This window comes from Streptomyces sp. NPDC047869, assembly GCF_040704065.1.
GTDB lineage: Bacteria > Actinomycetota > Actinomycetes > Streptomycetales > Streptomycetaceae > Streptomyces.
This window is the reverse complement of the sequence record NZ_JBEYRK010000002.1, coordinates 106,246-123,442: the sequence shown is the minus strand read 5'-3', so window position 1 is coordinate 123,442 and position 17,197 is coordinate 106,246. Positions and strand designations below refer to the sequence as shown.

At 71.5% G+C, this 17,197-nt stretch carries 15 protein-coding genes; 14 read left to right on the top strand and 1 reads right to left on the bottom strand.

Annotation, left to right across the window (positions count from 1 at the left end; genetic code table 11):
- Positions 1–74 precede the first annotated feature (74 nt).
- The 6 genes from aroC (at position 75) to nusB (ending at position 6,258) form a co-directional block, all read left to right on the top strand.
- Entirely contained in the window at positions 75–1,259 is a 1,185-nt protein-coding gene (gene aroC, locus AB0924_RS03070) for a chorismate synthase (protein WP_366910520.1), read from the top strand.
- A 32-nt stretch (positions 1,260–1,291) separates the two neighbouring features.
- On the top strand, positions 1,292–2,905 hold the full coding sequence (gene aroB, locus AB0924_RS03065; protein ID WP_366910639.1) for a 3-dehydroquinate synthase: 1,614 nt from the start codon (positions 1,292–1,294) through the stop codon (positions 2,903–2,905).
- 199 nt (positions 2,906–3,104) lie between these two features.
- The gene (locus tag AB0924_RS03060) at positions 3,105–4,022 is read left to right on the top strand and encodes a Pro-rich N-terminal domain-containing protein (protein ID WP_358938230.1); all 918 of its coding nucleotides are present in this window, start codon (positions 3,105–3,107) and stop codon (positions 4,020–4,022) included.
- A gap of 79 nt (positions 4,023–4,101) precedes the next feature.
- Positions 4,102–5,208, top strand: coding sequence for an aminopeptidase P family protein (locus AB0924_RS03055; RefSeq protein ID WP_358938232.1), 1,107 nt, complete (start codon positions 4,102–4,104; stop codon positions 5,206–5,208).
- Between the two features lie 46 nt (positions 5,209–5,254).
- Positions 5,255–5,821 (top strand): elongation factor P, encoded by a 567-nt coding sequence (gene efp / locus AB0924_RS03050; protein ID WP_280888353.1) that lies wholly within the window; start codon positions 5,255–5,257, stop codon positions 5,819–5,821.
- A gap of 2 nt (positions 5,822–5,823) precedes the next feature.
- Positions 5,824–6,258: a transcription antitermination factor NusB gene (gene nusB / locus AB0924_RS03045; RefSeq protein ID WP_358938235.1), complete on the top strand. Its 435-nt coding sequence runs from the start codon at positions 5,824–5,826 to the stop codon at positions 6,256–6,258.
- Between the two features lie 176 nt (positions 6,259–6,434).
- On the opposite strand, the gene bldD is transcribed toward nusB, so the two are convergent.
- Positions 6,435–6,938, bottom strand: coding sequence for a transcriptional regulator BldD (bldD, locus tag AB0924_RS03040; RefSeq protein WP_358938237.1), 504 nt, complete (start codon positions 6,936–6,938; stop codon positions 6,435–6,437).
- 251 nt (positions 6,939–7,189) lie between these two features.
- Between bldD and pyrR the strand changes: the two genes are divergently transcribed.
- From pyrR to pyrF, 8 genes are all read left to right on the top strand, one after another.
- Positions 7,190–7,762: a bifunctional pyr operon transcriptional regulator/uracil phosphoribosyltransferase PyrR gene (gene pyrR / locus AB0924_RS03035; protein WP_358938239.1), complete on the top strand. Its 573-nt coding sequence runs from the start codon at positions 7,190–7,192 to the stop codon at positions 7,760–7,762.
- A gap of 91 nt (positions 7,763–7,853) precedes the next feature.
- Positions 7,854–8,834 carry an aspartate carbamoyltransferase catalytic subunit gene (locus tag AB0924_RS03030; protein ID WP_358938241.1) on the top strand — a complete coding sequence of 327 codons (981 nt, stop codon included), beginning with the start codon at positions 7,854–7,856 and terminating at the stop codon, positions 8,832–8,834.
- Positions 8,835–8,839: 5 nt separating this feature from the next.
- Complete coding sequence (locus AB0924_RS03025; protein ID WP_358938243.1) at positions 8,840–10,126, top strand: dihydroorotase; 1,287 nt, start codon at positions 8,840–8,842, stop codon at positions 10,124–10,126.
- Positions 10,123–10,683, top strand: coding sequence for a hypothetical protein (locus AB0924_RS03020; protein WP_358938245.1), 561 nt, complete (start codon positions 10,123–10,125; stop codon positions 10,681–10,683). The genes AB0924_RS03025 and AB0924_RS03020 overlap by 4 nt, the downstream gene beginning before the upstream one ends.
- Positions 10,680–11,822 carry a glutamine-hydrolyzing carbamoyl-phosphate synthase small subunit gene (gene carA / locus AB0924_RS03015; RefSeq protein ID WP_366910519.1) on the top strand — a complete coding sequence of 381 codons (1,143 nt, stop codon included), beginning with the start codon at positions 10,680–10,682 and terminating at the stop codon, positions 11,820–11,822. Before AB0924_RS03020 ends, carA begins: the two co-directional genes overlap by 4 nt.
- Positions 11,815–15,123, top strand: a complete 3,309-nt coding sequence (gene carB / locus AB0924_RS03010; RefSeq protein WP_366910518.1) for a carbamoyl-phosphate synthase large subunit — start codon at positions 11,815–11,817, stop codon at positions 15,121–15,123. The genes carA and carB overlap by 8 nt, the downstream gene beginning before the upstream one ends.
- Positions 15,124–15,174: 51 nt before the next feature.
- Positions 15,175–16,281 carry a quinone-dependent dihydroorotate dehydrogenase gene (locus AB0924_RS03005; protein ID WP_366910517.1) on the top strand — a complete coding sequence of 369 codons (1,107 nt, stop codon included), beginning with the start codon at positions 15,175–15,177 and terminating at the stop codon, positions 16,279–16,281.
- Complete coding sequence (gene pyrF, locus AB0924_RS03000; RefSeq protein ID WP_366910516.1) at positions 16,278–17,123, top strand: orotidine-5'-phosphate decarboxylase; 846 nt, start codon at positions 16,278–16,280, stop codon at positions 17,121–17,123. The genes AB0924_RS03005 and pyrF overlap by 4 nt, the downstream gene beginning before the upstream one ends.
- Positions 17,124–17,197 lie beyond the last annotated feature (74 nt).

Genomic DNA, 17,197 nt, shown 5'->3' with positions numbered 1-17,197 from the left:
CCGGTCGCGTCGTCGCCGTACGCGAGGACACGCGTACCCAGGGCAGTACCGGGCGCGAACACTGAGGAGCACCGTTGAGCAGGTTGCGTTGGCTGACCGCGGGGGAGTCCCACGGTCCCGCACTTGTCGCGACGCTGGAGGGGCTTCCCGCCGGCGTGCCGATCACCACGGAGATGGTGGCGGACCACCTGGCGCGGCGGCGGCTCGGCTATGGCCGCGGTGCGCGCATGAAGTTCGAGCGGGACGAGGTCACCTTCCTCGGCGGTGTCCGGCACGGCCTCACCCTCGGCTCGCCGGTCGCGATCATGGTGGGCAACACCGAGTGGCCCAAGTGGGAACAGGTCATGGCGGCCGACCCGGTCGACCCCGAGATCCTGGACGGCCTCGCGCGCAACGCGCCGCTGACCCGGCCCCGGCCCGGCCACGCCGACCTCGCGGGCATGCAGAAGTACGGCTTCGACGAGGCCCGCCCGATCCTGGAGCGCGCCTCCGCCCGCGAGACCGCCGCCCGCGTGGCGCTCGGCGCGGTGGCCCGGTCGTACCTGAAGGAGACGGCCGGCATCGAGATCGTCTCCCACGTGGTCGAGCTGGCCTCCGCCAAGGCCCCCCAGGGCGTCTACCCGACGCCGGCCGACGTCGAGCGGCTGGACGCCGACCCGGTGCGCTGCCTGGACGCCGACGCGTCGAAGGCGATGGTCGCCGAGATCGACCAGGCCCACAAGGACGGCGACACCCTCGGCGGCGTGGTCGAGATCCTGGCCTACGGCGTGCCGGTGGGCCTGGGCTCGCACGTGCACTGGGACCGCAAGCTGGACGCGCGCCTCGCCGGCGCGCTCATGGGCATCCAGGCGATCAAGGGTGTCGAGATCGGCGACGGCTTCGAGCTCGCGCGGGTGCCGGGTTCGAAGGCGCACGACGAGATCGTGCGGACCGACGAGGGCATCCGGCGCGTGTCCGGCCGCTCCGGCGGTACCGAGGGCGGTCTGACCACCGGTGAGCTGCTGCGGGTGCGGGCCGCGATGAAGCCGATCGCGACCGTGCCGCGGGCCCTGCAGACGGTCGACGTGGCCACCGGCGAGGCCGCCCAGGCGCACCACCAGCGCTCCGACGTCTCCGCCGTGCCGGCCGCGGGCATCGTCGCCGAGGCGATGGTCGCCCTGGTCCTTGCGGACGCGGTGGCGGAGAAGTTCGGCGGCGACTCGGTCGCCGAGACCAGCCGCAACGTCCGGTCTTACCTCGACAACCTGCGGATCCGGTGAGCGCGGTGCCTGCCGTCGTGCTCGTCGGTCCTATGGGCGTGGGCAAGTCCACCGTGGGCCGGCTGCTGGCCGAGCGGCTCGGAACCGGGTTCCGGGACACCGACGAGGACATCGTGGCGGCCGAGGGCCGGACCATCGCCGACATCTTCGTGGAGGAGGGCGAACCCGCCTTCCGCGCCATCGAGAAGCAGGCGGTGCACCGGGCCGTCACCGGGCACGAGGGCGTCCTGGCGCTCGGCGGCGGAGCCGTCCTCGACGCGGACACCCGGGCGCTGCTCGCCGGCCACCGCGTGGTCTACCTCTCCATGGACGTGGAGGAGGCTGTCAGGCGCACCGGCCTCAACGTGGCCCGCCCGCTGCTCGCGGTCAACCCCCGCAAGCAGTGGCGCGAGCTGATGGAGGCGCGCCGGCACCTGTACGAGGAGATCGCCACCGCCGTCGTGCCGACGGACGGCCGCACCCCCGAAGAGGTCACCCAAGCAGCGCTGGAAGCACTGCAGTTGAAGACCGCATTTCCCGGGGGGCAGCCCCCGGACCCCCGGCCGGAGGACTTGATGGCAAGCGGAGTCACGAAGATCCAGGTCGCCGGCAGCGCCGGTACCGACCCCTACGAGGTGCTGATCGGCCGGCAACTCCTGGGCGAGCTGGCCGGTCTGATCGGCACGAAGGCCAAGCGGGTGGCGGTGATCCACCCGGAGGCGCTGGCCGAGACCGGCGAGGCGCTCCGCGCCGATCTGGCGGAGCAGGGCTTCGAGGCCGTCGCCGTCCAGGTGCCCAACGCCGAGGAGGCCAAGACCGCCGAGGTCGCCGCCTACTGCTGGAAGGCGCTCGGCCAGTCCGGCTTCACCCGCACCGACGTCATCGTCGGCGTCGGCGGCGGCGCGACCACGGACCTCGCCGGGTTCGTGGCCGCGACCTGGCTGCGCGGGGTGCGCTGGATCGCGATCCCGACCACCGTGCTCGCCATGGTGGACGCGGCGGTCGGCGGCAAGACCGGCATCAACACCGCCGAGGGCAAGAACCTGGTGGGCGCCTTCCACCCGCCGGCCGGTGTGCTCTGCGACCTCGCCGCGCTGGACTCCCTCCCGGTCAACGATTACGTGTCCGGGCTCGCCGAGGTCATCAAGGCCGGCTTCATCGCCGACCCGGTGATCCTGGACCTCATCGAGTCCGACCCCGAGGCCGCCCGGACTCCGGCGGGACCGCACACGGCCGAGCTGATCGAGCGTTCGATCCGGGTCAAGGCCGAGGTGGTCTCCTCCGACCTCAAGGAGTCGGGTCTCAGGGAGATCCTCAACTACGGCCACACCCTGGGCCACGCCATCGAGAAGAACGAGCGCTACAAGTGGCGGCACGGCGCCGCGGTCGCGGTCGGCATGCACTTCGCCGCCGAACTCGCCCGTCTGGCGGGCCGGTTGGACGACGCGACGGCGGACCGCCACCGGACCGTCCTGGAAGCGGTCGGCCTGCCGCTGCACTACCGCTACGACCAGTGGCCCAAGCTGCTGGAGACGATGAAGGTCGACAAGAAGTCCCGTGGCGACCTGCTGCGCTTCATCGTGCTCGACGGACTGGCCAAGCCGACCGTGATGGAGGGCCCGGACCCGGCGGTCCTGCTCGCCGCCTACGGAGAAGTGGGCCAGTAAGCACCCCGCTGTACCACTCCGTCCGATTCCCCTTGCGCAACGGGCACTTCGGAACGCCCCCGGTCGTTGCACCGAACGACGGCCGGGGGCGGTACCGTTCGGGAGGGTCTCCCGACCGCGCCCTTTAGGGTGTGGGGGAGAGCGGGCTCCGCACCCGCCTGCCAGTGCCAGATGTGTGTACGAGACGGAGTGGCAACGGATGCAGCACGCAGTGGGGTCTCCGCTGCCACCGCCCCACGAGCAGGGGCGGGGACCACACGTCGGCTGGGCGTCGGCCCACCACCCGGGAGCCCCGCAGGGTCCCGCACCCGTGCCTCCGCCGCCACCCGGCTACCCGGGAACCGGAACCGGTTCCGTGCCCCCGTCCGGCCCGATGCCGCCGCCCGCCCCCGTGCCCTCCTCCGGCCCGATGCCGCCGTCGCACGCGCAGCCTCCCGCCCCGCGGCACGCCCCCGCCCCGCCGCCCCCGGAGACCACCGGTCATCTGCCGCTGCCGCCCGGCGGCCTCGTCGGTGTGCCCGCCGCGCCGCCGGCCTCGGCCCCGGCGCCCGATCCGGCGGCCACCACCCTGGCCGTCCTGCTGATCGGCCCGGCGGGCGCCGGCAAGACCAGCGTCGCCAAGTACTGGGCCGACCACCGGCGGGTGCCCACGGCCCACATCAGCCTGGACGACGTGCGCGAATGGGTCCGCTCCGGCTTCGCCGACCCCCAGTCGGGCTGGAACGACCATTCCGAGGCCCAGTACCGCCTGGCCCGCCGGACCTGCGGCTTCGCCGCCCGGAACTTCCTGGCCAACGGCATCTCCTGCATCCTCGACGACGCCGTCTTCCCGGACCGGCCGGTCGTGGGCCTCGGCGGCTGGAAACGCCATGTCGGACCGGGCCTGCTCCCGGTCGTGCTGCTCCCGGGCCTCGACATCGTCCTGGAGCGCAACGCCGAGCGCTCCGGCAACCGCCGCCTCACCGACGAGGAGGTGGCCAGGATCCACGGCCGCATGGCGGGCTGGTACGGCTCGGGCCTGCCGATCATCGACAACTCCCAGCTCGACGTCCCCGGTACGGCCCGGCTGCTGGACGAGGTGCTCGGCAGGGCGATGGCCAGCCCGCCGAGCTGGTGACCGGCGGCATCGTCCGCTCCGGGCCCCACTCGGCCCCACCCAACCGGCACAATTCGCCCAGAACTCCTACGCTCATCTCATGTCAGAGGTGCACGCGACTCGCCGATCCCACCTGAGGGAGCGCTGCAACGCGGCCGGCGCCCCCGCCGCCCTGGTCAGCCGACCCGCCAATGTGCGTTACCTGGCGGGCGCCGCGCCCCAGGGCGCCGCCCTGCTGCTAGGCGGGCGGGAGGATCTCCTGGTGTGCGCCGCACCCCCGGAGGACCGCCCCGCCGACGGGCGGCCGGACGAGAGCGTGCGACTGCACGTCCTCTCCTCGCCCGGAGGCGACGCGGCGGTCGCCGCGGCCGGCCTCGCCGACGCCCAGGGCTGCGACGCCCTGGCCGTGGAGGAGCACGACCTCACCGTGGCCCGGTACCGGGCCATGTCCTCCCTCGCCCCGCGGCTGCGTCTGTCCGATCTCGGCGGAGCCGTCGAGCAGCTCCGGGTCGTCAAGGACGAGGAGGAGATCTCCTGCCTCCGCATCGGGGCCGAGATCGCCGACCAGGCCCTCGGCGAACTGCTGGAGTCCATCCTGGTCGGCCGCACCGAGCGGCACCTCGCCCTGGAGCTGGAACGGCGGCTGGTCGACCACGGCGCCGACGGGCCGGCCTTCCCCACCTCCGTCGCCACCGGGCCCAACTCGGGCCGGCGCGGGCACCGGCCCACCGACCGGCGTGTGGAGGAGGGCGACTTCCTCTCCGTCTGCCTGGGTGCCACCTACCGGGGGTACCGCTGCGAGATCGGCCGCACCTTCGTCATCGGCACCTCGCCCGCCGACTGGCAGATCGAGCTCTACGACCTGGTCTTCTCCGCCCAGCGGGCCGGACGCGAGTCCCTGATGCCGGGGGCCGCGTACCGTGAGGTGGACCGCGCCGCCCGCCAGGTGCTGGACTCCGCGGGCTATGCGGAGGCACTCCCACCGCTGACCGGACACGGTGTCGGGCTCGAAATCGACGAGGACCCGCAGCTGGCCCCCGCCGCCATGGGTAAACTGGACGCTTGCGTGCCGGTCACCGTCGAACCGGGGGTCCACCTCCCGGGCCGGGGCGGTGTCCGGATCGATGACACGCTCGTCGTCCGCCCAGAGGCGGACGGCGGACCCGAGCTACTCACCATCACGACCAAGGAGCTGCTCGCGCTGTAGGGTGCGTGCCCCGGGGTCGTACGTCAGTCCAGGAGATTCCGCAACCGTGGCTTCCACGAACGACCTCAAGAACGGCCTGGTGCTCAAGCTCGAAGGCGGCCAGCTCTGGTCCGTCGTCGAGTTCCAGCACGTCAAGCCCGGCAAGGGCCCGGCATTCGTGCGCACCAAGCTCAAGAACGTGCTCTCCGGCAAGGTCGTCGACAAGACCTTCAACGCCGGTGTCAAGGTCGAGACGGCCACTGTCGACAAGCGCGACATGCAGTTCTCGTACATGGACGGCGAGTACTTCGTCTTCATGGACATGCAGACCTATGACCAGCTGATGGTCGACCGCAAGGCCGTCGGCGACGCCGCCAACTTCCTCATCGAGGGCTTCACGGCCACCGTCGCCCAGCACGAGGGCGAGGTGCTCTTCGTCGAGCTGCCGGCCGCCGTCGAGCTGGTCGTGCAGGAGACCGAGCCGGGTGTCCAGGGCGACCGCTCCACCGGTGGCACCAAGCCCGCCACCCTGGAGACCGGCCACCAGATCCAGGTCCCGCTCTTCATCACCACCGGTGAGAAGATCAAGGTCGACACCCGCACCAGCGACTACCTCGGCCGGGTGAACAGCTAACCGTGGCCGCCCGCAACACGGCCCGCAAGCGCGCCTTCCAGATCCTCTTCGAGGGCGACCAGCGCGGCGCCGACGTCCTGACGGTCCTCGCGGACTGGATCCGGCTCTCCCGGTCCGACACCCGGCAGCCGCCGGTGAGTGAGTACACGATGCAGCTCGTCGAGGGCTACGCCGGGAAGGCGAAGCGTATCGACGAGCTGATCGCGAGTTACGCGGTGGACTGGACGCTCGACCGGATGCCGGTGGTGGACCGGAACATCCTGCGTCTGGGCGCCTACGAGCTGATCTGGGTCGACGAGACCCCGGACGCCGTCGTCCTGGACGAGATGGTGCAGCTGGCGAAGGAGTTCTCCACGGACGAGTCCCCCTCGTTCGTCAACGGCCTCCTGGGCCGGCTGAAGGAGCTCAAGCCGTCGCTGCGCCGGGACGAGGCGTAGACGGTACGACAAACGCCACAGGGCCCGCGGTGAGCGATCGCCGCGGGCCCTGTGGCGTCGGTGTACACGTGCCGCCCGGAAGGGCCCTGAGGGGGCCCACACGCGCCGCCGGGGTGGCCGGAACCATATGGTCCCGGCCATCCCGGCGGCACGTTTCTGCTGAGGCGCTGTGCGGCTCAGGCCTCTTCGTGGGTCGCCACGGCGCGGCGCGCGTCCGCGTCCAGGACGCCCCAGCTGATCAGCTGCTCGGTGAGCACCGAGGGGGACTGGTCGTAGATGACGGCGAGTGTGCGCAGGTCGTCCTGGCGGATCGACAGCACCTTGCCGTTGTAGTCGCCGCGCTGGGACTGAATCGTCGCCGCGTAGCGCTGCAGCGGGCCGGCCTTCTCGGGCGGCACGGTCGCGAGCCGCTCCAGGTCCAGGACCAGCTTCGGCGGCGGCTCGGCGGCGCCGCCCGGTGTGGTGCCCGGCAGCAGCTCCTGCACCGGGACGCCGTAGAAATCGGCCAGCTCGGCCAGGCGCTGCACGGTCACGGCACGGTCACCGCGCTCATAGGAACCGACCACCACGGCCTTCCAGCGACCCTGGGACTTCTCCTCGACACCGTGGAGGGAAAGGCCCTGCTGGGTGCGGATGGCCCGGAGCTTGGCCCCGAGCTGTTTGGCGTATTCGCTGGACATATAGCTCCCCGGCACTGTGTCGACGCGGTCGGCTGTGATTTCCGCCGCGCGGCTGGTAACTCACTGTGAGGTTACGCAGCGTGACTCTGGTGCGTCAAGCCGAATGGTCCACCCCGACTCTTCCGTTCCGGTGGCGGCCGATTACGCCGTACGGGTGATCGAGGACTCCTGCGGACCTGCTACGGTGGATGGCGCAAATCCGACGTCCTTTAAGGTCCGTCCCGTGAGGCGGAGAAGGAGGTCCGTTTCGTATGGACACGCACGCCAGCCCCTCCGCGTCCGATGCGCGGCCCGTGCTCGAGGGCCCCGACATCGCACGCGTTCTGACCCGCATCGCCCACGAGATCGTCGAACGCGCCAAGGGCGCCGACGACGTGGTGCTCCTGGGTATTCCGACCCGTGGGGTCTTCCTCGCCCAGCGGCTCGCCGCCAAGCTGGCGGAGATCACCGACCGCAAGGTCCCCGTCGGCTCGCTCGACATCACCATGTACCGCGACGACCTGCGCATGCACCCACCGCGCGCGCTGGCCCGCACCGAGATCCCCGGTGACGGCATCGACGGCAAGCTGGTCGTCCTCGTCGACGACGTGCTCTTCTCCGGCCGCACCATCCGCGCCGCCCTCGACGCCCTGAACGACATCGGGCGCCCCCGCGCGGTGCAGCTCGCGGTCCTGGTCGACCGGGGCCACCGGGAACTGCCCATCCGCGCCGACTACGTCGGCAAGAACCTCCCCACGTCGCTGCGGGAGACGGTCAAGGTCCAGCTCGCCGAGGAGGACGGTCGCGACACCGTGCTGCTCGGCGTGAAGCCGGCCGACCAGTAGCGAGCCCGGCGTACGGCCGCCCCGGCGCGCCCGTACACGCACCGGTCTGCCCCGAATCTCCCCGAATGAACTGCCTTACGGAGCCTGACAGATGCAGCGTCATCTCATCTCGGCCGCCGACCTCACCCGCGACGACGCCGTCCTGATCCTCGACACCGCCGAGGAGATGGCCCGGGTCGCCGACCGGCCGATCAAGAAACTGCCGACCCTGCGCGGCCGCACGATCGTCAACCTCTTCTTCGAGGACTCCACCCGCACCCGGATCTCCTTCGAGGCCGCCGAGAAGCGGCTGTCCGCGGACGTCATCAACTTCTCCGCCAAGGGGTCGTCGGTGTCCAAGGGGGAGTCCCTGAAGGACACCGCCCAGACCCTGGAGGCGATGGGCGTCGACGCCGTCGTCATCCGGCACGGCGCCTCCGGAGCCCCCTACCGCCTGGCCACCTCCGGCTGGATCGACGCCGCCGTGGTCAACGCCGGCGACGGCACCCACCAGCACCCCACCCAGGCCCTGCTGGACGCGTTCACCATGCGCCGCCGCCTGGTCGGCCGGGACGCCGGCCTGGGCCAGGACCTGAGCGGCAAGCGGATCACCATCGTCGGCGACGTCCTGCACAGCCGGGTCGCCCGCTCCAACGTCGACCTGCTGCACACCCTCGGCGCCGAGGTCACCCTGGTCGCCCCGCCCACCCTCGTGCCGGTCGGCGTCGGGAACTGGCCCTGCGAGGTCTCGTACGACCTCGACAGCACGCTGGTGAAGTCCGACGCGGTGATGATGCTGCGGGTCCAGCGCGAGCGCATGAACGCCGCCTTCTTCCCCACCGAGCGCGAGTACTCGCGGCGCTACGGCCTCGACGGCGAGCGCATGGCGAAGATGCCCGAGCACGCCATCGTGATGCACCCCGGCCCGATGGTCCGCGGCATGGAGATCACCGCCGAGGTCGCCGACTCCGACCGCTGCACCGTCGTCGAGCAGGTCGCCAACGGCGTCTCCATCCGGATGGCCGTGCTGTACCTGCTGCTCGGCGGCAACGAGCCCGCCGTCACCCGCCCCACCGGTTCCGAGGAGAAGTAACCAGCATGAGCAAGATCCTGATCCGCGGTGCGAAGGTGCTCGGCGGCGAGCCGCAGGACGTCCTGATCGACGGCGAGACCATCGCCGAGGTGGGCACCGGGCTGTCCGCCGAGGGCGCCGAGGTCGTCGAGGCCGCCGGCAAGGTGCTGCTCCCCGGCCTGGTCGACCTGCACACCCATCTGCGCGAGCCGGGCCGCGAGGACTCCGAGACCGTGCTGACCGGTACCCGCGCGGCTGCGAGCGGCGGCTTCACGGCCGTCTTCGCGATGGCCAACACCTTCCCGGTCGCCGACACCGCGGGCGTCGTCGAGCAGGTCTACCGGCTCGGCAGGGAGCACGGCTACTGCGACGTCCAGCCCATCGGCGCCGTCACCGTCGGCCTGGAGGGCAGGAAACTCGCCGAACTGGGCGCGATGCACGAGTCCGCCGCGGGCGTCACCGTCTTCTCCGACGACGGCAAGTGCGTGGACGACGCCGTGATCATGCGCCGGGCGCTCGAGTACGTGAAGGCCTTCGGCGGCGTCGTCGCCCAGCACGCGCAGGAGCCGCGCCTCACCGAGGGCGCCCAGATGAACGAGGGCGTCGTCTCCGCCGAACTGGGCCTGGGCGGCTGGCCGGCCGTCGCCGAGGAGTCGATCATCGCGCGGGACGTGCTGCTCGCCGAGCACGTGGGCTCCCGCGTGCACATCTGCCACCTGTCGACCGCCGGGTCCGTGGAGATCGTCCGCTGGGCCAAGTCCCGCGGCATCGACGTCACCGCCGAGGTCACCCCGCACCACCTCCTCCTCACCGACGAACTGGTGCGCTCGTACAACCCCGTCTACAAGGTCAACCCGCCGCTGCGCACCGAGCGGGACGTGCACGCCCTGCGCGAGGCGCTCGCCGACGGCACGATCGACATCGTCGCCACCGACCACGCCCCGCACCCGCACGAGGACAAGGACTGCGAGTGGGCCGCCGCCGCCATGGGCATGGTGGGCCTGGAGACCGCGCTGTCGGTGGTCCAGGAGACGATGGTCGACACGGGCCTGCTGGACTGGGCCGGCGTCGCCGACCGGATGTCCGTCAGGCCCGCGCAGATCGGACGGGCCACCGGACACGGACGCCCCGTCTCGGCTGGTGAGCCCGCCAACCTCGCCCTCGTCGACACGGCATACCGTGGCCAGGTGGACCCCGCGGGCTTCGCCTCGCGCAGCCGCAACACCCCGTACGAGGGACGCGAGCTGCCGGGCCGTGTGACGCACACGTGGCTGCGGGGCAAGGCCACGCTCGTCGACGGGAAGCTCACGTGACACCTGTAATCCTGCTGGCCGAGGCGAAGAAGTCGGCCGAGGTCACCGACTGGGGCGCCCGCATCGGCTGGCTCGTCGGACTCGCCCTCTTCGTCGCGCTCATCTACTGGCTGATGCGCGAGGGCTGGAAATGGCGCGGCACCCTCCAGGGGGACCTGCCCGCCCCGCCCAGCGCGCCGGACGAGACCGGCCCGGTGAGACTGAGCATGAGCGGCCGCTACCACGGCTCCACGACGGCCGGTCAGTGGCTGGACCGCATCGTGGCCCACGGCCTCGGCACCCGCAGCCGGGCCGAGCTCACCCTGACCGACGCGGGCCTGGAGGTCGAGCGCCCCGGAGCGAACGACTTCTTCGTCCCCACGGCCGCGCTGCGCGGCGCCCGGCTCGACAAGGGCATCGCCGGCAAGGTCCTCACCGAGGGCGGACTGCTGGTGGTGACGTGGGCGCTCGGCGACAAGCTGATCGACTCCGGCTTCCGCTCCGACCACGCGGCCGAGCACACCGAGTGGGCCGACACCCTGAACAAGATGATCAACGACACGGAAGGCGCACGATGACGACCTCCACCAGGGGAGCCGCGAAGACTCCCGCCGTACTCGTCCTGGAGGACGGCCGCACCTTCCGCGGCCGCGCCTACGGGGCCGTGGGGGAGACCTTCGGCGAGGCCGTGTTCTCCACCGGTATGACCGGCTACCAGGAAACCCTCACCGACCCGTCGTACGACCGCCAGATCGTCGTCGCGACCGCCCCGCAGATCGGCAACACCGGCTGGAACGACGAGGACGACGAGTCCCGGCGCATCTGGGTCTCCGGGTACGTCGTGCGCGACCCCGCGCGCGTGCCGTCCAACTGGCGCGCCAAGCGCTCCCTGGACGACGAACTGGTCGCGCAGGGCGTGGTCGGCATCTCCGGGATCGACACCCGCGCGCTCACCCGCCACCTGCGCGAGCGCGGCTCGATGCGCGCCGGCATCTTCTCCGGCGAGGCGATCGCCCCCGAGTCCGAGCTCCTGGCGCGCGTGCAGGCCCAGCCGCACATGAAGGGCGCGAGCCTCTACGAGGAGGTCGCCACCAAGGAGGCGTACGTCGTCCCGGCGGTCGGCGAGAAGCGCTTCACCGTCGCCGCCATCGACCTCGGCATCAAGGGCATGACCCCGTACCGCATGGCCGAGCGCGGCATCGAGGTGCACGTGCTGCCCGCCACCGCCACGCCCGACGAGGTCTACGCCGTCGAGCCCGACGGTGTCTTCTTCTCCAACGGCCCCGGCGACCCGGCCACCGCGGACGGCCCGGTCGCGCTGATGTCCGCCGTCCTGGAGCGCCGCACGCCGCTGTTCGGCATCTGCTTCGGCAACCAGATCCTCGGCCGCGCCCTCGGCTTCGGCACCTACAAGCTGAAGTACGGCCACCGGGGCATCAACCAGCCGGTCCAGGACCGGACGACCGGCAAGGTCGAGGTCACCGCGCACAACCACGGCTTCGCCGTGGACGCCCCGCTCGACAAGGTCAGCGAGACCGAGTTCGGCCGCGCCGAGGTCTCGCACGTCTGCCTGAACGACGACGTGGTGGAGGGGCTCCAGCTGCTCGACCAGCCGGCCTTCTCCGTCCAGTACCACCCCGAAGCGGCAGCCGGCCCGCACGACGCCGCCTACCTCTTCGACCGCTTCGTATCCCTGATGGAGGGCCAGCGTGCCTAAGCGCACCGATATCCAGTCCGTCCTGGTCATCGGCTCCGGCCCGATCGTCATCGGCCAGGCCGCCGAGTTCGACTACTCCGGCACCCAGGCCTGCCGGGTGCTCAAGGCCGAGGGCCTGCGCGTGGTCCTCGTCAACTCCAACCCGGCGACGATCATGACCGACCCGGAGATCGCCGACGCCACCTACGTCGAGCCGATCACTCCCGAGTTCGTCGAGAAGATCATCGCCAAGGAGCGCCCGGACGCTCTCCTGCCCACCCTGGGCGGCCAGACGGCCCTCAACACCGCCATCGCGCTGCACGACAACGGCGTCCTGGAGAAGTACGGCGTCGAGCTGATCGGCGCCAAGCCCGAGGCGATCCACAAGGGCGAGGACCGCGACCTGTTCAAGGGCGTCGTGGAGGAGGTCCGCAGGAAGACCGGCCACGGCGAGTCCGCCCGCTCGGTCATCTGCCACTCCATGGACGACGTCCTCAAGGGCGTCGAGACCCTCGGCGGCTACCCGGTCGTCGTCCGCCCCTCCTTCACCATGGGCGGCGCCGGCTCCGGTTTCGCGCACGACGAGGAGGAGCTGCGCCGCATCGCCGGCCAGGGCCTTACGCTCTCCCCGACCACCGAGGTGCTCCTGGAGGAGTCCATCCTCGGCTGGAAGGAGTACGAGCTGGAGCTGATGCGCGACAAGCACGACAACGTCGTGGTCGTCTGCTCCATCGAGAACTTCGACCCGATGGGCGTGCACACCGGCGACTCGATCACCGTCGCGCCGGCGATGACGCTGACCGACCGCGAGTACCAGGTGCTGCGCGACGTCGGCATCGCGATCATCCGCGAGGTCGGCGTCGACACCGGCGGCTGCAACATCCAGTTCGCGGTGAACCCCGAGGACGGCCGGGTCATCGTCATCGAGATGAACCCGCGCGTCTCGCGTTCCTCGGCGCTCGCCTCCAAGGCGACCGGCTTCCCCATCGCCAAGATCGCCGCCAAGCTGGCCGTCGGCTACACGCTCGACGAGATCCCGAACGACATCACGCGGGAGACCCCGGCCTCCTTCGAGCCCACGCTCGACTACGTGGTCGTCAAGGCCCCGCGGTTCGCCTTCGAGAAGTTCCCGCAGGCCGACTCCACGCTGACCACCACCATGAAGTCGGTCGGCGAGGCCATGGCCATCGGCCGCAACTTCCCCGAGGCCTTCCAGAAGGCGCTGCGCTCGCTGGAGAAGAAGGGCAGCCAGTTCGCCTTCACCGGCGAGCCCGGCGACAAGGAGACGCTGCTCCGCGAGGCCGTGCGCCCCACCGACGGCCGGATCAACACCGTCATGCGGGCCATCCGCGCGGGCGCCACGCCCGAGGAGATCTTCGAGTACACGAAGATCGACCCCTGGTTCGTCGACCAGCTCTTCCTGATCAAGGAGATCGCGGACGAACTGGCCGAGGCGCCCGAGCTGACCGGCGACCTGCTCGCCGAGGCCAAGCGCCACGGCTTCTCCGACCAGCAGATCGCCGAGATCCGCGGGCTGCGCGAGGACGTCGTCCGCGAGGTCCGGCACGCCCTCGGCGTCCGCCCGGTCTACAAGACGGTCGACACCTGCGCCGCCGAGTTCGCCGCGCGGACCCCGTACTTCTACTCCTCCTACGACGAGGAGTCCGAGGTCGCGACCCGCGAGAAGCCGGCGGTGATCATCCTGGGCTCCGGCCCGAACCGCATCGGCCAGGGCATCGAGTTCGACTACTCCTGCGTCCACGCCTCCTTCGCGCTGTCCGACGCCGGGTACGAGACCGTGATGGTCAACTGCAACCCGGAGACCGTCTCCACCGACTACGACACCTCCGACCGGCTGTACTTCGAGCCGCTCACGCTGGAGGACGTGCTGGAGATCGTCCACGCGGAGCAGCAGGCCGGCCCGGTCGCCGGCGTGATCGTGCAGCTCGGCGGCCAGACCCCGCTCGGCCTGTCGCAGGCCCTGAAGGACAACGGCGTGCCGATCGTGGGCACCTCGCCCGAGGCGATCCACGCCGCCGAGGACCGCGGCGCCTTCGGCCGGGTCCTCGCGGAGGCCGGCCTGCCCGCCCCGAAGCACGGCACGGCCACCACCTTCGAGGAGGCCAAGGCCATCGCCGACGAGATCGGCTACCCGGTCCTGGTCCGGCCCTCGTACGTCCTCGGCGGACGCGGCATGGAGATCGTCTACGACGAGACCCGCCTGGCCTCCTACATCGCCGAGTCGACCGAGATCAGCCCCTCCCGGCCGGTCCTCGTCGACCGCTTCCTGGACGACGCCATCGAGATCGACGTCGACGCGCTCTACGACGGCGAGGAGCTGTACCTCGGCGGCGTGATGGAGCACATCGAGGAGGCCGGCATCCATTCCGGCGACTCGGCGTGCGCCCTGCCCCCGATCACCCTCGGCGGCTTCGACATCAAGCGCCTGCGCGCCTCCACCGAGGCGATCGCCAAGGGCGTCGGCGTGCGCGGCCTGATCAACATCCAGTTCGCGATGGCGGGCGACATCCTCTACGTCCTGGAGGCCAACCCGCGCGCCTCCCGTACGGTGCCGTTCACCTCCAAGGCGACCGCGGTGCCGCTGGCCAAGGCCGCCGCCCGGATCTCGCTGGGCGCGACCGTCGCCGAGCTGCGCGCCGAGGGCCTGCTCCCGGCGAACGGCGACGGCGGCGAGCTGCCGCTGGACGCGCCGATCTCCGTCAAGGAGGCCGTGATGCCGTGGTCGCGCTTCCGCGACATCCAGGGCCGCGGCGTCGACACCGTCCTCGGCCCGGAGATGCGCTCCACCGGCGAGGTCATGGGCATCGACTCGGTCTTCGGCACGGCGTACGCCAAGTCCCAGGCCGGCGCCTACGGGCCGCTGCCCACCAAGGGCCGCGCGTTCATCTCGGTCGCCAACCGGGACAAGCGCTCGATGATCTTCCCGGCGCGCGAGCTGGTCGCGCACGGCTTCGAGCTGCTCGCCACCTCCGGCACCGCCGAGGTGCTCAAGCGCAACGGCATCAACGCCACGGTCGTGCGCAAGCAGTCCGAGGGCACCGGCCCGAACGGTGAGCGGACCATCGTCCAGCTCATCCACGACGGCGAGGTCGACCTCATCGTCAACACCCCGTACGGCACCGGCGGCCGCCTCGACGGCTACGACATCCGCACCGCGGCGGTGGCCCGCTCCGTGCCGTGCCTGACCACCGTCCAGGCGCTCGCGGCGGCCGTCCAGGGCATCGACGCCCTCAACCACGGCGACGTGGGCGTCCGCTCGCTCCAGGAACACGCGGAACACCTGACCGCGGCCCGCGACTAGCAGCCCCGAGGGGGACACCGGAAACGGTGTCCCCCTCTTCATGAGGACACCATGTACAAGATCTTCTTCAACCTCGTCTTCAAACGGATGGACCCCGAGACGGCCCACCACCTGGCCTTCCGCTGGATCCGCCTGGCCGTCCGCGTCCCCGTGCTGCGCACGTTCGTGGCGGCCGCCCTCGCGCCCCGCCACAAGGAGCTGCGCACGGAGGCCTTCGGGCTGCGCATGCACGGCCCCTTCGGACTCGCCGCCGGCTTCGACAAGAACGCCGTCGCCATCGACGGCATGTCCATGCTGGGCTTCGACCACGTCGAGATCGGCACGGTCACCGGTGAACCGCAGCCCGGCAACCCCAGGAAGCGGCTGTTCCGGCTCGTGGCCGACCGCGCGCTGATCAACCGCATGGGCTTCAACAACGACGGCTCGCTGGCCGTCGCGGCCCGCCTCGCCGCCCGTGAGCCGGTGTTCCGGACCGTGGTCGGCGTCAACATCGGCAAGACCAAGGTGGTCCCCGAGGAGGAGGCCGCCGGCGACTACGTGAAGTCGGCCGAGCGCCTCGCGCCCCACGCCGACTACCTGGTCGTCAACGTCTCCTCCCCGAACACGCCCGGCCTGCGCAACCTCCAGGCGACCGAGGCGCTGCGCCCCCTGCTCGGCGCGGTGCGCGAGGCCGCCGACCACGCGGTCCCGGACCGGCACGTCCCGCTGCTGGTGAAGATCGCTCCCGACCTCGCGGACGACGACGTCGACGCCGTCGCCGACCTTGCGGTGGAGCTCGGCCTGGACGGCATCATCGCCACCAACACCACCATCGCGCGCGAAGGCCTCGGTCTGACCTCCGCGCCCTCGCTGGTGAAGGAGACCGGCGGCCTCTCCGGCGCGCCGCTGAAGGCGCGCTCCCTGGAGGTGCTGCGCCGCCTGTACGCGCGCGTGGGCGACCGGATCACACTGGTGGGCGTCGGGGGCGTGGAGACCGCCGAGGACGCCTGGCAGCGCATTCTGGCCGGCGCCACGCTGGTGCAGGGGTACAGCGCCTTCGTCTACGAGGGCCCGTTCTGGTCCCGCGCGATCCACAAGGGCCTGGCCGCGCGCCTGCGGAACAGCCCGTACGCCACCCTCGCCGACGCGGTCGGCGCCGACGTGAGGAACGACGCATGACGGTTCTGGAACCCTTCGGCGCGCGCCTGCGCCGGGCGATGGACGAGCGCGGCCCGCTGTGCGTCGGCATCGACCCGCACGCCTCCCTGCTCGCCGAGTGGGGCCTCGCCGACGACGTGGCCGGTCTGGAGCGGTTCAGCCGCACGGTCGTCGAGGCGGTGGCGGACCGGGTCGCGGTCATGAAACCGCAGAGCGCGTTCTTCGAGCGGTTCGGCTCGCGCGGCGTCGCCGTGCTGGAGCGGACGGTCCAGGAGGCGCGCGCGGCCGGCACCCTGGTCGTGATGGACGCCAAGCGCGGCGACATCGGCTCGACCATGGCCGGATACGCCGAGGCCTACCTGCACAAGGACTCCCCGCTGTTCTCCGACGCGCTGACCGTCTCGCCCTACCTCGGCTACGGCTCGCTCAGTCCGGCCGTCGCGCTGGCGAGGGAGAGCGGCACCGGGCTCTTCGTGCTGGCGCTGACCTCGAACCCGGAGGGCCCGGAGGTCCAGCACGCGGTCCGCGCCGACGGGCGTGACGTGGGCGCGACCATGCTGGCCCACCTGGCCGCCGAGAACGCCGGAGAGGAGCCGCTGGGCTCGTTCGGCGCGGTCGTGGGCGCCACGGTGGGCGACCTGTCCTCCTACCACCTCGGTATCAACGGCCCGCTCCTGGCGCCCGGCGTCGGGGCGCAGGGGGCGACGGCGGCCGACCTCCCCCGGGTCTTCGGGCAGGCGGTGCGCAACGTGGTTCCCAACGTCAGCCGGGGCGTGCTGCGCCAGGGTCCCGAGGTCGGAGCCCTGCGCTCGGCCACGGAGCGCTTCGCGGCGGAGATCCGGACCGCCGTCGCGGGCGGCTGAGTTGCCGGGAAGGCGTTTCGGTGCGCGGCGAGCGGGCGGCTTGAGTGTGAATACATCCTCAAATCAAGGGCAGT